Here is a 14737-nt window from a genome sequence, read left to right as displayed (position 1 = left end):
CGGTCGCCCGGCAGTTAAGCCACCGGGCGGATCCGGCTTACTTGGCTACCGGCTTCCAGGGATCGGCAGGACGCTCGAAGTACTGGTCGGCAATCGCACTTGGGAACCATCCGTCCGCCTTCGGTTCGACGAAATCCGTCGAGTTCACATCGCAATCCTCGGGGATCGAAGCGCGAACGTCATCGATGGTGAACGGCAGGACAGGGCGCAGGAAGGACTGTACCTTCGGCCCCTGCCCTTCGAGCGTGCGAAGCATGATCTCCCACATCTGCTGCATCTCGCGGCGCGGCGGCCAGATATGGAAGCCAGCATCGACCCATTCTGGATTCTGGCGCCAGTAACATGCCGCCGAAGCCTCGCCGCCCAGCGTAATGGGCACCATGTCACGACCCGACTGGAGCATGGCATTCAACACGCCGTTCTCCTGCGCGCCCTGTGTCAGAATACCGTCAATCTGAATGGGGTTCGTCGCCAGAAATTTCTGCACCTCGACCTGTGCTACCTGGTCGGTCCACTTGCCAGCCACTTCGCCGACAATCTTGATGTCGGGATACTTTGCCAGCGCTTCTTTGGCGGCCTTGTCGAAGCTGTCGGATGAGGCGAAGCCAGGGATGCCCGACACGAGAAGCACGTTGCCTTTCTTGCCGATCTTGTCTGCGAGCCAGGTCGCCATCTCGCCGCCGCCCTGCGCGTGATTGGCAGCGCCGTTGATCGCGTAAGGCGACGTCACGTATCCCGAAAACGAGAAAACAGGAACGCCTGCCTTATAGGCGTACTCGATCGTCTGGTTGAGGGCGGTGACGTTCGAGCAGCAGATGATGATGGCATCGACCCCATCATCAACCATCTGGCGCATCTGCTGAATCTGGACGGCGTCCTTGAGGTCGGACTGAGTGACCACGACTTCAGATACAAGCCCCGCTTCCTTGGAGCGCGGCAAGAGGTCATTCATGACGGCATCGAGGGCGGCTGCGCGCCACGTGTTGCCGGCATAGCTACTGGCGTAGCCGATCTTCCACGGCGGTCCTTTCTTTGGCTTGAAGTCCTTATAGGCGCTCGCTCCGAGCGGAACCTGCGGGTCGACGACCTCGTAGATTTTCTTCTCGTTGGGGGGGAGCTGGTCGACGCCGTCAGCCCAAGCAGTGGTCGTCAGGGCGCTGACCGCGATCAGCGCCCCCATGGTTCCGGTTAAACTCCGTCTCATTGGATGCTCCTCCCAAGAGATTGTTTCAGGCGACCTTCGCCCTGGTTGCGGATGCCTGCTGGATTTCCTCGAGGATCGGCAGCAGGTATTTTCTGAACTCGGTGTAGTCTTCAGTGACCGGGAAATGTCCGAGCTTCTCCATCGTCCAGAACTTGCTGCCCTTGACGAGATCGGCGGCGATCTTGGTGTCGGCCGGGGAGGTATTCGGATCGTATTCGCCCGTCAGGAAGTACAGCATGCACTTCGACGTATCGATCTTGCTCGCCTCTTCGGGCGAGACATTGTGGTCATAGTAGTAATAATAGAGGTCACCTGCGAAGACGCCCGGACCGCCGCAGCTATATTCCCATTGGATTTCGCGGACATTGGCTTCTGGTGAGTAGGGCGAGATATTGAGCATCATGGCCGCGCCGATGGAGGTGCGGTTCACGTTTGGGTTGTCGAATTCTTTCCGAATGCCTGCCATGCCGACATCGACATATTCGGCAGCCGAGCGCAGTGCGCCTTCGACGGAGATAGTAGCGCGGAAGTTGTCGGGGTAATTCGATGCGAGATCGATAGCAAGATGTCCGCCCATCGAGCTACCCATATAAACGGGGCGGTCCAGACCAAGGGCCTTAGAGAGTTCCAGTTGGAAATCCATCATGAACTTCTTGGTCATGTTGTACTCTTTCTCCCACCAGCGAACGCCGTGGGGAGGAAGAGACTTCCCGTGATAGGGCAAGTCGAACGCGATGACGCGGAAGTTCTTGGTCACGTCTTCGTCGCAGAGCGTGTGCCGGTACTGGCGGCCGTCGGAGCCCGCCGTGTGACCGACAAGCAAGGGAATGCCCTCTCCGGCTTCCTCGTAATAGACGCGATATTCGATGCCTTCGATCGTCAGGTAGACGTAACGGCCCGTGATTGGATCATGCCTAGTCATGCTGCTACTCCTTCCGGGCGGGCTTCGCGCATCAGGTTCGTCATGCGATTGAGCGCAGGGAGATACGCGAAGGTTTCGTTATTGTTGCTAAGGTACAGACCGTGTTTGATGTTTGACGACTGCAGGCACTGATAAAACGGCCGCGGCTTCTTCTGGAGAAGCGCATCCCACTGTTCACCCGTGCCCCGGATGACGATCTTGCACGTCTCGTCGTCGTAGGCGGCTTCTTCGACCTTCACCATCTTGCCGTCTTCGAAGTGGAGTGCGACGCTGCGGGTCGGAAAATCGCATTTGATAATGCCGTTGAGATAACGGGTTTCGCGCTTGAACTCGAAGTCCTCCAGCGCCAGTTTTTTGAACTTCTCGAGATCGATGGCCAAGTTCGGCTCCTCCCTAGTTAAAACGGCGCGGCCGATCCACGCCCTTCAAAATTTTCCGCCACGCCTAGCGGCGGCGGCTTCAGATGCCCATTTCGTTGAAGACCTCCTGGGCGTTTCGGAAGCTGTCGATGCCCGCCGGTACGCCGGCGTAGATCGCGACCTGCAGGAAAATCTCCTGGATTTCCTCCTTGCTAAGGCCGTTGTTGATCGCGCCGCGCACGTGGCCCTTGAGCTCATGCGGACGATTGAGAACAGAGATCATGCCAAGGTTCAGAATGGACCGCGCGCGCCTGTCGAGGCCTGGTCGATTCCAGATCTCGTTCCAGCAATACTCAGTGACGAGCTGCTGCATAGGCCAGGTGAAGTCGGTCGCCTTACCGAGTGCTGCGTCGACATAGGCATCGCCCATGACTTCACGACGCGTCGCCAGCCCTCGAGCGAACTGTTCCGAAGGGACAGGCCGCTCCTTGCCGTGTGTTTTCACTTTCGTTTCTTTCGTGGCGGTCATTCGACAACGCTCCTAGCTCTACTGTCTACGACAAGATAAACTGATTATCAGACAATCTGTCTGTTTCGCCCGAATTCGCGAGTTTCCGAGGCTAATTGTGATCTTCGACGTATCGGATGATGCGGGTGTGGTCCTCGGATGGGCCTAGCGCCTTCTGTGCAGCATCCCAGGCGTCTGCCGTGCTGGCGAGAGCATCGAGGCGAAGACCAAGCGTCTTGGCGAGATCGGCGGCGATGCGGATATCCTTGGCCATCAGGCCAATGGCAAATCCCGACCCGAACGTCTCAGAGAGGATGAACTGCTTCATCTTCACTTCGGTGGCGTTGTTCTTTCCAGACGACGAGTTGAGAATATCGACGATCGTCGCCGGCTCCAGGCCGAAGGCACGTCCAAGAAGGACACCCTCGATCGCCGCCAGCACACCTGCACCGGATACGAAGTTGTTAATCGCTTTCATCGCGTGACCCGAGCCAACTGGCCCCGTCCGGAACACCTGTTGTCCCACTGCCTTCAGCAGCGGCTCGGCCTCCTCGATATCAGCATCCTCCCCACCGGCCATGATTGTCAAGGTGCCAGAAACGGCGCGCTTGACGCCTCCGGAGACCGGGGCGTCAACCAGCCGAAGGCCACGAGAAGCAAGTTCGAGACCGAGCTCCCTTGTGTCGTTTGGAGCAGACGAACTCATGTCTATGACGACGGCATTCTGCTTCAGGCCGCCACAGGCGTTTTCGCCCAGCAGCGCCTCGCGCACGATCTTGCCGTTCGGAAGCATGGTGATCACGAAACTGGCCCCGACCATGGCGTCAGAAATCGTTTCGGCGGCTCGCCCGCCCGCATCAGCGAGCTTTGTCTTGGCGTCTTTCGAGAGGTCGAAACCGACGACATCGAAGCCCGCCGAAATGAGATGTTGAGCCATAGGTTGGCCCATCGCGCCCAGCCCTATAAAGGCCACGCGCGTTGCGTTGAGTGTCGATGACATTTTTTCCTCCGGACGCGTGCGAGCAATGAAACCCGCCTTCCTTCAGAGAGGATTAAAAAGATTATCAGACAATCTGTCAATCGAAATTTTAAGTTTCTAGCGCTGCGTTCTTCCGGAGGTATTCAAGTGCGACCTTGGCAGCCTGGTCGATATGGAATTTGCAGGCCGCCGCCGCCAACGGCCCGTTGCGATTCTGGATTGCGTTCGCAATATCCTTGATTTCGGCAATGCTGTGCGCAAGGCGTCCCGGTTGCGTCATGGTTGTCATTCGAAGGAGATTGATCCGATTGTGCAGAGCTGTCAGCATTTGCCTTACGAACACGTTTTTGCTGCCGTCCATCAAACAGTTGTAAAATGCGTTTTTCGCATCTATGAGGCGCGCACCGACGCCACTTTCGGCGGCGGCTTCGAATTCGACCACCGCGGCTAGAAGTGTCGCTATGTCGGCGGCAGTGCCATGCTCAGCGAACTGCTGGCCCGCGAATCCTTCAAGAAGAGCCCGAACGGTATAGAGTTGCTGCGCTTCCTCGTAGGTGATCGTACTGACGACCGGTCCCTTATGGGGATAGCTTGTGATAATGCCTTCAGCTTCGAGCTGTCGCATTGCCTCGCGAACCGAGGTCCTGCCGACGCCCAGCATTTCGCAAAGTTCTCGCTCTACCAGTCGCTGGCCGGGCTTAAATCGCCCACTGGCTATCGCCTGACGTAGAGTCTCCTCAACTTTTACGCGCAACGTCGCACTTTGTCTGGATATCTGTAGGTCTGTCTGCATCGCCCGCCAACACCTGTAATCGGCTCACGCCGCGCTAAATCATTCTCTACATATGGAGGCATTCGCTCTTAATATCAATCCAGATTGTCTGAGAGCTGCCAGTCTCAGTTGATCTCTTCGCGACAGCTTTGCCTGCTCGTCGTGTCTGACAGCCATAGACTTGCGGGCTCTTAAGTCGCGGATAGCGCCGCCCGGAGCGCGATCTGACACGGTCCTACAGCTATGGCCTTGAAGTTGTCAGCGCATAGACTGGTGAGAAGGACAGAAGACGGCGCATATCGCGCTCGGTGGCCGCTCCCCTCGCAATCGCAAAAACTTCAAAAAATCTCGAGGCATGGCTAAGAGAAGGTTGGGCATCACGCATATTGCTGTCTCAGCGTTTCAAAGAACGCCGGACGATCTTGCTGCCCGTCAGAGGTTCGATCAGCCTCGCGCCCGCATTTCAGCCGAGGCAGCGTCTTCAAGCCATACGTTTTCCAGCCATTGCTTGAACGCGTTGACCTTTTCTGATCTGAGCCGCGAGCGGACATATGTGAGCGTGTGGCAACGAAGGTTGGGGCCTGTCATCCCGAACGGAAGGACGAGGTTACCTCTTTCCACATCCCGTTCAAGAAGCCGGTAGCTCTCCAGGCACACGCCGCGTCCTTCGACAGCGGTCGCGATCGCCATAAACGCATCGCGAAATCGAGCGCCGCGATTGACGTCAATCGCCAAGCCGTGGTCCTTCGCCCATTGTTGCCAGCTGTAAAGCGTCTGCTCCGACTTGATTAAGGTGTGGCCCACCAGATCCGATGGCTTGCGTATGGGCCGCTCGCCATTCGCCACCTCGGGAGAGCAGGCTACGACGATTGTCTCAAGGGGGAACTCCTCCGCCGCGATAGAGCCCAGTCGAGGAGCGCTGCCGTAGCAGATATCGACATCGACCGAGCCATCGGACAATTTTGCAGGATCCGATGTCGACAGAAGCCTGATTTCGATCGAGGGATACAATTCTTCGAACCGAGGCAATCTTGGCATAAGCCATAGCGAAGCCAGACTTGAAGCACAGCCGACGCTCAGGACGTCGACGCTGTTGCGCCGGCACACCTCATCGGTCGCCTGCTCAATCATCGAAAGCGCTTCTGAAAGATCACGGTGGTATCGCTCGCCAATCTCGGTGAGCGACACGTTCCTTCCAATGCGGTGAAAGAGTTTTTCCCCAAGGTCGTCTTCCATCAGCCTGATTTGGTGGCTGATCGCCGACGGAGTAAGCTGCAGCTGGGCAGCAGCCTCGAGAAATGAACCCTTTCTGCCGGCTGCGACGAACGACTGTATTGCACGAATGGATGGAAGTGACGTCATCACGTTCTCGATCCATAGACATCTGATCTAAGAGCACAGCGGGTCATAGCAATGCTACCTTGCGCGCGGCACGGTGGCCAAACTCGGACCGAATACTCTCACCTGCAGCAATCCGCTTGATGTCTCCGAGAACTTGCGAGAAGTCTGCGAGGCTCGAGGTGCCAAAGCCCATATAGACCTGCTTGAACAGCTGATAGAGGGTCTCATAACGTCCGCGCGTGCTCGGATCAGGCTCAAACTTTCTGTAGCCCACGCACATGGCTGCCTGAGCGCTCTCGATTGATCCATGATCTTTGGCTGCAAGAGCGGCGAATATTCCCGAACCGAGACCGGTCGGAATACCGTCGGGGACCAATATCGGCTTGCCTATAACATTGGCGTAGATCTGGTTGAGGATGTCGTTCCTTTGCGGGATACCTCCCCCATTAATGACGCGGTTCACTGGAACGCCGTGCTGCTCCATCCGCTCCAGGACAACCCGTGTGTGGAAAGCCGTACCTTCAATCGCGGCATACAGTTCGTCCTGCGCTGTATGGCCGAGATGCCAGCCAAGCGTCATTCCACCAAGGTCGGAGCGGACGAGAACCGTCCGGTCCCCGTTGTCCCAGGGGAGACGCATCAGACCGGTCTTTCCGCCTTCGATGCTTTCCAGGCCTTCAGCGAGCCTGGACACCGTCGTGCCGGCACGTCGTGCTATTGCATCGAACAGGTCGCCTGTCGCAGACAGGCCTGCCTCAACTCCCACAAGGTCTGGATGTGCACTCCCTGGGACGACGCCGCAAACACCGGGGATTAGCTTCACACGTTCACTAACGGCAATGATACAGGTCGACGTACCGATCACATTGACGACGTCCCCCAGACGGCAGCCAGCGCCAATTGCATCCCAATGGGCATCAAACGCACCCGTGGGAACTGGTATCCCGGAGGTCAGGCCGAGTCGTTCGCCCCAGTATGTGCTGAGCCCACCTGCGATCGAAGCAGAGGTCTGATATGTTCCGCCAATCTTCTCGCGCACGCCGTCGAAAAGCGGATCGACGCGGGACAAGAAAGCCTGCGAGGGCAAGCCACCCCATTTCGGGTTCCACATCCACTTGTGTCCCATGGCGCAGACGCTGCGCACCATGCGAGCCGTGTCGGTCACTCCGGTGAGGACCGCGGCCGCCATGTCGCAATGTTCCACGGCGGTCCCAAAGCGCTCGCGCTGGTCGGGATTGTGGCGCATCCAGTGGAGAAGCTTGGCAAAGCCCCACTCGTGGGAATAGGTTCCGCCGCACCATTCAATTGCTTCAATGTGCATGTCGTGCGCCATCGCCGTTATCTCTTCGGCTTCCGCTTTGGCGCGGTGATCACACCAGAGGTAGTAGTCCCCCAAAGGCTGCATATTTTTGTCGACAGGCAACACCGAGGACCCCGTCGTGTCGACCGCAATCGCACGGATCTCCTTGGAATCTACGCCGCATTCGTCGATCACTCGATGCATCGCCAGCACAAGCGCTTCCATATGATCTACGTGGGACTGCGTTGCCAGGTCGGGATCGGAACGACGCCGCTCGAGAGGATATTCCGCGACGCAGGTTCCAAGGGAACCCTTCTTGGAATCAGCCAGCGTTACCCGCACGCTCAAAGTTCCGAAATCAACTCCTGCTACAATCGACATGATAATCCTACTTGGAACTGTCTGGCTGGCCGTAGGTCGCCGACTGGCCGTGCTTGCGTTGATAGTGGAGGTCCAGCAAAGCGTCGGAAATTTCTGGATCGTCCTGGTTCAGTTGCCGGGCGTGGAAGGCAATCTTGGCGACAGCCTCGAGCATCTCCGCGTTATGAACGGCGTCGGCTGCGTCCTTGCCCCAGCAGAAGGGACCGTGATCGTTAACCAGGGCTGCGGGGACGGAGAGCGGCGCATTATTTCCGAGTGCCTCGACGATGACCTTGCCCGTGTTGCGGACGTAACCGTCTATGATTTCGTCGTCGCGCAGCTTGCGAGTAACGGGGATCGTTCCGTTGAAATAGTCGGCATGGGTCGTTCCCATGGCAGGGATACCCCGGCCGGATTGGGCCCACACCGTCGCGAAGAACGAGTGCGTGTGGACCACGGCACCGATAGACTTGAAGCTTTTGTAGAGTTCCAGGTGCGTATCGAGATCAGACGATGGTCGCAGCGTGCCCTCTAGGATATTGCCATCGAGGTCGGTTACAACGATATCTGCGACCTGCATTGCCTTATAGGAAACGCCACTCGGTTTGATGGCGACAACACGCTTCTCGCGGTCGATAGCGCTGACGTTACCGAACGTCGAGATGACAAGGCCGCTATCGTAGAGCGCGGCATTTGCATCAAGAACGGACTTGCGGAGCTCGGAATATTTAATCATCGTCTCCTCAGGCCTTTTGGCGGCGACTGAAACGATCGGCTGCCACGGCGATCAGGATGATCGTGCCGATGACGACCTGGTGCCAGAAGGTGTTCACGTTGAGCAGGTTGAGCGCGTTGCGGACGACCGCCATCAAAACGGCACCTACGGCGGTTCCAAAAAGAGTGGCGCGCCCGCCGGACAAACCCGTTCCGCCGATAACCACGGCAGCTATGACATCCAGCTCGTACCCCTGGCCGGCTTCAGGCATGGCGGCTTCAAGGCGCGAGGTGAGCAGAACGCCCGCGAAGGCCGACAGGACCCCGACCAGCACGTAAACGGCGATCTTGACCTTGTCCGTGGGGATGCCGACCAGCCGGGCAGCGTCCGGATTGCTGCCGATCGAGAGAACGAAACGGCCGAAACGCGTGTAATAGAGAAGGTAGAAGGCGATCGCGAAGACGATGGCGGTCAGAATGACCGGAACAGGAACACCGCCGGCATAGCTCTGGCCGATCATTCGGAAGGCGGGGTCGGAGGCTCCGACGATCGGAATACCCTGAGTGTAGACCATCACGATACCGCGGCTGATGACCATGATGGCCATTGTGGCGATAAAGTCCGTGATCCCGACCTTGGTGATCAGGATGCCGTTCACCAGTCCGATCACCGCACCGACCGCAATCCCCCCTGCGCATGCCAGAGGAACGGGATAGCCAAGCACAATCAGGTTTGCGGTCACAAGACCGCTCAGCGCAAGTGTCGAACCGACGGAGAGGTCGATGCCCCGCATCCCGATCACAAAGGTCGCTCCAAACGCGGTCACGGCAATGGGGACCGCCTGACGAAGAACGTCAGTCAAGTTGCCGAAGGTGAAAAACCGCGGAGCGGCAAAGCCGAGCGCCACCAGAAGAACGACGAAGGCCAGATAAACGCCGGCATTGCCGCCGCTGCGTGCGAGCGTAAGGGGCGAGCGCGGGCGTGTAGCTGCAATATCAGCCATGGATACCTCCCTGAAGATGATGGCCTTGCGGCGGCCTCACCGAATGAAGAGCGAGTGTTTCTTCCTTGGAGGTCGCCGCATCGACGACCGCCGAGATCCGTCCTTCGAACATGACCGCGACCCGGTGACACAGTCCAAGAAGTTCCGCGTTGTCGGCGGACACCACGATGACAGCACAGCCGTCCTTCGCAGCAGCCTGGATGAGGGTGTAGACCTCGGCCTTGGCACGCACGTCGACGCCACGCGTTGGCTCCTCAAGCATGAGCACCTTTGGCTGGGTGAGCAGCCAGCGAGCAAGCATGACTTTTTGCTGGTTACCGCCGCTCAGCGATGTGATGTCGGCACCGGGGCCGTCGCATTTCACGCCGAGCTTGGCGATGTAGCCGGAGGCAATCTCGCGCTCCTTTTTCGGCATCAACGTGATTTTGCCGAGCGTTCGAAGGTTGGCGATAGAGAGGTTCCAGGCGACATTGTGTTGTGGAAAAATCCCCTCGGTTTTACGTTCGGCGGGCAAGAAGGCGACGTGTTGACGAATAGCGTCCGTCGGGTCCGAAATCGCCGCTTGCTTTCCGTCGATCAGAATCGAGCCGGTCTCATGCGGGATCTGCCCGAAGATCGCCCGCAGGAGCGCGCTCTTGCCTGATCCTTCGAGACCCGTGACGCCGAGGATTTCACCCTGGGCTACCGAGAAGGTGATGTCTTCGAAGACACCCCTTTTCGTCAAACCGCGAACGTCCAACGAGGGTTCGGACCTTGCCGGGACGCGGGGAGGAAACTGTTTTGCGAGAGAGCCGCCGATCATCGCACTGACGACCTTGTCTACGTCGAGCTCCGATACGGGCAGGTCTGCGACCGCGCTGCCATCGCGCAAGACCATCACGCGGCTGACGATGCCGAGGAGTTCCTGGATCCGGTGAGACACATATATGAGAGCTTTACCGGCCTGCTGAAGCTTCTTGATGATGGCGAACAGCTGTTTGCGTTCGACCTCCTCGAGCGCTTCGGTCGGCTCGTCCATGATGATGATGTCGGCGTTGCTGCTAATGGCTTTGGCGATCTCGATCATCTGCCGATGCGAGAGGCTAAGCTCTCGAACTGGCCTGTCGAGAGGTACGTCGACGCCTAACTCGCCCTTCAGGATACGCGAGGCGGCTGCCCGCATGGCCGAATGGTCAAGCGGTGATGCACTTGCACGCCCGTGCCGCAGCTCCCTGCCCGCGAATATATTTTCGGCGGCGTCAAAGTCCGGAAACAGGCTCAGCTCCTGGTAGATGATCGCGATGCCGGCCCTGGACCCGTCTTTGGGATTGTTCAGATCGACCCCCTTACCTCTGACAGCAATGGTGCCTTCGTCGCGTGCATATGCACCAGAGAGGATTTTCATGAGCGTCGACTTGCCTGCGCCGTTCTCACCGACCAGGCCGAGAACCTCGCCGGGATTGAGTACGAGCTCGATGCCATCAAGCGCCTTCGTGTTGCCGAAGCGTTTGGCAATGCCTTTCATCTCGAGCAGCGGAGCGTTTGTCATTCAGGTCGCCCTTTTTGAGTGGGCGGCCCCGCGCGAGGCGGGGCCGCGTACTGTCACATCTACTTCTGCTGGACGTAGACGTAGTCGTTCTGATCGAAGGTCTTGATGTTCTTCGCATCGTAGGTTTTGGGCGCCACGAAGATCTTCTTCGGCAGGGCGGTGCCCTTCATCACGAACTCATCCACCGCTCGAATGATGTTGCGACCTTCTTCCTTGGCCCCGGTGTCGACCGTTGCTGCAAAGTCGCCGGTGAGGATCGCGTCGTTGGCTTCCTTCATATTTTCGTAGCCGACGATTGCCACCTTGCCGTTCAGCCCCTTAGCCTTGAGGGCCTGCAGACCGCCAAGGGCCATCTCGTCGTAGAGCGCGACGAGGACTTCGATATCGGGGTTGGCGGTGAACATGTTTTCAGTCACCGACAGGCCTTGGGCACGCACCCAGCCAGCCGGCTGCTGAGCGACGATTTTGAAGTTGGGGTGCTTCGAGATGACCTCATTGAAACCCTTCATGCGCTGGCTCGTATGCGGACCGGGCAGGCCCTCCAGGATCCCGAGCTTGACTTCCTTGTCGCCATAGGTGTCAACCAGCCATTGCGCCTGCGCACGACCACCGTCACTCTGGTCGTAGCCGATATCGCTGACATAATATGGGTTGTCGGCGACGGGTGAATTGAAGAGGAAGATCGGAATGCCCGCCTCGGTGGCGCGCCGGATGGAGGGCAGCAACGCGCCTTCGTTGTATAAGGCAACCGCGATCGCATCCACACCGTCGTTGATCCAGGCTTCCATGGTCCTGATCTGGTCGTCCGTGGCAGACTGGCTGCTCGGAGCTTGCACGAGAAGCTGGATAGTGCCGTCGCCACCGCGCTTATCGATTTCTTCTTTCACGCCAGCCAGAACACGCTGATAGTAGGTGTCCATCGCCGTCGGCAGGAAGCCGACCTTGAGCGGGCGGTTATCCTTCTTAGCGGGTTTGACTTCCTGGCCTGTGGGCTTGATGTCCTTGTCCATCAAGATGCCAGGAAACACCTTCGAATAATCCAACTGCTGTGCAAGCGCTGGGCTGAAGGAAAGCGAAGCGGTGAGCCCGAGAGCAGCACCGAAGATTAACGTCCGTCTGAAAATTGTCACATGATCCTCCCTGGTGGTGACAAGACAAAGTTTTCCCAACCGCGGAACGGGTCCGCGGCGAAGCTTGGCAATCTGAGATTCAAATCTTCGGCTTACAGTCCCGGTGCGATCGTGAAGACCATCCGGATCGGGTTGGAGCCGTAGTTTAGGCACTGGTAGCTGATGCCGCCGGGCAGGAAGAAAGACTCGCCGTCACGGATGTGAAAGGTTTCGTCGGTATCCGCCAAATAGAAGGTTGCGGGGCCTTGCAGAACGTAGAAGACTGCGTCCCCTCCATGGCTGTCGGGTTCGCTCGCGCGCGGTCCAACGCCACCCACAGGGATAGTCAGCTCTCCGACGTGCATGTAATCGTTGCTGACGCAGAACTGGACGAGAACGGGATGATCGCGGCCGGAGACGATGTTCAGACGATCGCTTTTTGCGACCTTCACCAGGTCGCCCCTCTTGCGCGCCTGAGCGCCGTCTACTGGATAGGCTCCGAGTTTCTCAAGGCTCATCACGCTCTCCCTTCGTGCTTATAGAGGCGCGTCGGCCCGTCATAGCCGGTCGGAGGGCCATTCTCGTCCCAGATACGCGGTGCGATGCAAAACAGGATAACTGCAGCCTTGTCGCTGAAGTTATAGCCGCGATGCGGAGCGCCCTTGGGGATAAGCACCGCGTCACCGGGTCCGAGTTCCTCTGTCTGCCCGGTTTCGGGGTTTAGGAGATGCACAACACCTTCGAGGACATAGTACACCTCGTCACCCGCGTGAATGTCGGCCGGGTCGAAGTTGCTTCCCGGCGCGAGCTGATAGATGCCAGTGGTCTGCTGGTCCGTGCTGGCGAGCAGGTAGTTGAGGTCGCTCGAGTACGGCTTCGTCCCCGTATAGATGAACATCTTGTAGCTATCGCGCGTCAGATGGACCGGCTTCTTTTCGCTGGGCGGATGTGGGAAATTGCCGAAGTAGCTTGGCAGTTTTGGCATTTTAGTACCTTAGGTCCGGAGTTCGCGGAGCAGCGACTTGAGAAGCCGCCAGGTCGGATCGACTGTCGTGTGGTTGAGGCGCTCGCGCGTGGTGTGGACGTCGAACGCTTCCGGTCCGATCGACAGCATGTCAATGTCAGGAACCTTCTTTCGAAAAAGGCCGAGCTCGAGACTGGAGTGAGAGACTTCCACATGTGGCTGCTCGCCGAACTCGCGCTCGTAAGCGGCTTTGGCGGCGTTGAGCATTCGCGAATGAGGATTGTATGGCCATTCCGGGCAATCCGCGAATGTCTCCACGCTCGCGCCGTTGCCGATGAGTTCTGACAGCTGCCGGATTTTGTCGACGATGTTGTAGCGACGGGAGCTGACGGCGCTTGGGACCGTATTGACGATTTCGATGGCCTCCTTATCGCTTGAAAGCAACGCCACGGTGTTGGAGCTCTCGACGAGGCCCTCGACTTGAAGGCTCTTGCTCTGGACGCCGTTGGGAAGCAGGTTCAGGGCATCGACCAGCGCCCGGGCGGACTGAGCCGAGAAGACTTCAGTAATCTGCCTCCCTGACTCGCTGACTGTGACCTTGAGGTTGGGATCGCTTGCTTTGTACTCAAGCGCAATCGAAGCCGCTTCCGCTTCAATTCTCTGTCTGAGATCGACAATCCGCGAGGCATCGATCGAAATGATCGCCTCCGCCTCACCCGGGATAACGTAACGGTTCACGCCACCCTTGACTTCGGCTACGCTGGCCCCAGCATCCCGGATGGCAATCCGGAGCAGCCGTCCGAGCTGGACGATCGCGTTAGCGCGTTCAAGATGGATGTCGAATTCGGAATGACCGCTGCTCAGGCCGGAGATCCGCAGCGAAAGGGCGGCCTGCCCCGAAACGCGCGGTTCCCACTGAACCGGAATCTTGAAGCGCACTGAAATATCGCCAGCGCAGCCTGCGAAAAGCGACTTGGGATCGTGCCAGTTCATGTCGAGAAGGCGCTTACCGCTAAGCTTTGTGCCGTCGAAGTGTTGTGCGCCGCCCTTGCCGACTTCTTCTTGAACCGTCAGGATGACTTCAAGCGGCGGATGCGAGATATCGTCGGATGCCAGCAACGACATTGCGAAAGCCACACCAACGGTGTTGTCCGCCCCAAGGGTTGTCCCCGTCCCATGGATGAAATCGCCGATAACCTGAAGTTTGATGCCTTCGTTCTCAAAGTCGTGGTCAACACCCTCGTCGCTCTCGCAGACGATGTCGGTATGCCCATGAAGAATGACGGTCGGCGAGTTTTCGTAGCCGGGTGTGCCCGGCTTCTTGATGAGGAGATTGTAGATCTCGTCCTGGTAAACCTCGAAGCCGCGTGCCCGGGCAAAATCGGCGATGTGATCGCTGACCTGCTTTTCGTTGTAAGAACCGCGCGGGATCGCACTCAGCTCTTCGAAAAAGCCAAAGAAGATCGCCGGTTCGAGACCAGCAAGAATAGAATTGTCGCGTTTATCTACAGTTTTTCCAGCGGGGAAACTCATTCGGCCCTCCTCCTAATACGGCATCTGCGCAATACTTCTTCCCTCGCCGAACATAGTCCGGCGACCTCGTAAACCGTATTGCATCTCATCTTACGCGCTAAGGCGATCCAGGTTCAGATGCCCTCCACGCATCGAACCAT

General features: G+C 58.1%; 15 protein-coding genes. All 15 read right to left on the bottom strand.

The window, feature by feature from the left end:
* Positions 1-37: 37 nt before the first annotated feature.
* The 15 genes from ACD590_RS37895 to ACD590_RS37825 all read right to left on the bottom strand — a co-directional run bounded on the left by ACD590_RS37895 (position 38) and on the right by ACD590_RS37825 (position 14597).
* The gene (locus tag ACD590_RS37895) at positions 38-1204 is read right to left on the bottom strand and encodes an ABC transporter substrate-binding protein (RefSeq protein WP_064843736.1); all 1167 of its coding nucleotides are present in this window, start codon (positions 1202-1204) and stop codon (positions 38-40) included.
* Between the two features lie 25 nt (positions 1205-1229).
* Entirely contained in the window at positions 1230-2126 is an 897-nt protein-coding gene (locus ACD590_RS37890) for an alpha/beta fold hydrolase (RefSeq protein WP_064843734.1), read from the bottom strand.
* The gene (locus tag ACD590_RS37885) at positions 2123-2506 is read right to left on the bottom strand and encodes a hypothetical protein (RefSeq protein WP_064843732.1); all 384 of its coding nucleotides are present in this window, start codon (positions 2504-2506) and stop codon (positions 2123-2125) included. Before ACD590_RS37885 ends, ACD590_RS37890 begins: the two co-directional genes overlap by 4 nt.
* Before the next feature lie 79 nt (positions 2507-2585).
* Positions 2586-3014, bottom strand: coding sequence for a carboxymuconolactone decarboxylase family protein (locus tag ACD590_RS37880; RefSeq protein WP_170961475.1), 429 nt, complete (start codon positions 3012-3014; stop codon positions 2586-2588).
* Positions 3015-3105: 91 nt separating this feature from the next.
* Positions 3106-3993 (bottom strand): NAD(P)-dependent oxidoreductase, encoded by an 888-nt coding sequence (locus ACD590_RS37875; RefSeq protein WP_064843728.1) that lies wholly within the window; start codon positions 3991-3993, stop codon positions 3106-3108.
* An 88-nt stretch (positions 3994-4081) separates the two neighbouring features.
* Entirely contained in the window at positions 4082-4765 is a 684-nt protein-coding gene (locus ACD590_RS37870) for a GntR family transcriptional regulator (protein ID WP_040140051.1), read from the bottom strand.
* Positions 4766-5188: 423 nt separating this feature from the next.
* A complete protein-coding gene (locus tag ACD590_RS37865; protein WP_040140048.1) occupies positions 5189-6106 on the bottom strand; it encodes a LysR substrate-binding domain-containing protein in 918 nt (305 codons plus the stop codon).
* Positions 6107-6149: 43 nt separating this feature from the next.
* A complete protein-coding gene (locus ACD590_RS37860) occupies positions 6150-7766 on the bottom strand; it encodes a ribulokinase (protein ID WP_064843727.1) in 1617 nt (538 codons plus the stop codon).
* A 7-nt stretch (positions 7767-7773) separates the two neighbouring features.
* The gene (araD, locus tag ACD590_RS37855) at positions 7774-8481 is read right to left on the bottom strand and encodes an L-ribulose-5-phosphate 4-epimerase AraD (protein ID WP_064843725.1); all 708 of its coding nucleotides are present in this window, start codon (positions 8479-8481) and stop codon (positions 7774-7776) included.
* A gap of 7 nt (positions 8482-8488) precedes the next feature.
* The gene (locus tag ACD590_RS37850) at positions 8489-9463 is read right to left on the bottom strand and encodes an ABC transporter permease (protein WP_081284272.1); all 975 of its coding nucleotides are present in this window, start codon (positions 9461-9463) and stop codon (positions 8489-8491) included.
* Positions 9456-10991, bottom strand: a complete 1536-nt coding sequence (locus tag ACD590_RS37845; protein WP_064843723.1) for a sugar ABC transporter ATP-binding protein — start codon at positions 10989-10991, stop codon at positions 9456-9458. Before ACD590_RS37845 ends, ACD590_RS37850 begins: the two co-directional genes overlap by 8 nt.
* Positions 10992-11050: 59 nt before the next feature.
* On the bottom strand, positions 11051-12121 hold the full coding sequence (locus ACD590_RS37840; protein ID WP_004129729.1) for a sugar ABC transporter substrate-binding protein: 1071 nt from the start codon (positions 12119-12121) through the stop codon (positions 11051-11053).
* A 92-nt stretch (positions 12122-12213) separates the two neighbouring features.
* Positions 12214-12618 (bottom strand): cupin domain-containing protein, encoded by a 405-nt coding sequence (locus ACD590_RS37835; protein WP_064843721.1) that lies wholly within the window; start codon positions 12616-12618, stop codon positions 12214-12216.
* The gene (locus ACD590_RS37830) at positions 12618-13085 is read right to left on the bottom strand and encodes a cupin domain-containing protein (protein ID WP_004129736.1); all 468 of its coding nucleotides are present in this window, start codon (positions 13083-13085) and stop codon (positions 12618-12620) included. The genes ACD590_RS37835 and ACD590_RS37830 overlap by 1 nt, the downstream gene beginning before the upstream one ends.
* 9 nt (positions 13086-13094) lie before the next feature.
* Positions 13095-14597 (bottom strand): aminoacyl-histidine dipeptidase, encoded by a 1503-nt coding sequence (locus tag ACD590_RS37825; protein WP_064843719.1) that lies wholly within the window; start codon positions 14595-14597, stop codon positions 13095-13097.
* Positions 14598-14737 lie beyond the last annotated feature (140 nt).

This window comes from Rhizobium sp. 862_C5_N1_2 (assembly GCF_051811205.1).
Lineage (GTDB): Bacteria > Pseudomonadota > Alphaproteobacteria > Rhizobiales > Rhizobiaceae > Rhizobium > Rhizobium leguminosarum.
Note: the sequence above shows the minus strand (reverse complement) of the source record. Positions and strands in the feature narration are given on the sequence as shown.

Excerpts from the sequence above, each read along its gene's own strand:
- ACD590_RS37895 (WP_064843736.1), bottom strand. The coding sequence starts at position 1,204 with ATGAGACGGAGTTTAACCGGAACCATGGGGGCGCTGATCGCGGTCAGC.
- ACD590_RS37890 (WP_064843734.1), bottom strand. The coding sequence starts at position 2,126 with ATGACTAGGCATGATCCAATCACGGGCCGTTACGTCTACCTGACGATC.
- ACD590_RS37880 (WP_170961475.1), bottom strand. The coding sequence starts at position 3,014 with ATGACCGCCACGAAAGAAACGAAAGTGAAAACACACGGCAAGGAGCGG.
- ACD590_RS37875 (WP_064843728.1), bottom strand. The coding sequence starts at position 3,993 with ATGTCATCGACACTCAACGCAACGCGCGTGGCCTTTATAGGGCTGGGC.
- ACD590_RS37870 (WP_040140051.1), bottom strand. The coding sequence starts at position 4,765 with ATGCAGACAGACCTACAGATATCCAGACAAAGTGCGACGTTGCGCGTA.
- ACD590_RS37865 (WP_040140048.1), bottom strand. The coding sequence starts at position 6,106 with ATGACGTCACTTCCATCCATTCGTGCAATACAGTCGTTCGTCGCAGCC.
- ACD590_RS37860 (WP_064843727.1), bottom strand. The coding sequence starts at position 7,766 with ATGTCGATTGTAGCAGGAGTTGATTTCGGAACTTTGAGCGTGCGGGTA.
- araD (WP_064843725.1), bottom strand. The coding sequence starts at position 8,481 with ATGATTAAATATTCCGAGCTCCGCAAGTCCGTTCTTGATGCAAATGCC.
- ACD590_RS37850 (WP_081284272.1), bottom strand. The coding sequence starts at position 9,463 with ATGGCTGATATTGCAGCTACACGCCCGCGCTCGCCCCTTACGCTCGCA.
- ACD590_RS37845 (WP_064843723.1), bottom strand. The coding sequence starts at position 10,991 with ATGACAAACGCTCCGCTGCTCGAGATGAAAGGCATTGCCAAACGCTTC.
- ACD590_RS37835 (WP_064843721.1), bottom strand. The coding sequence starts at position 12,618 with ATGAGCCTTGAGAAACTCGGAGCCTATCCAGTAGACGGCGCTCAGGCG.
- ACD590_RS37830 (WP_004129736.1), bottom strand. The coding sequence starts at position 13,085 with ATGCCAAAACTGCCAAGCTACTTCGGCAATTTCCCACATCCGCCCAGC.
- ACD590_RS37825 (WP_064843719.1), bottom strand. The coding sequence starts at position 14,597 with ATGAGTTTCCCCGCTGGAAAAACTGTAGATAAACGCGACAATTCTATT.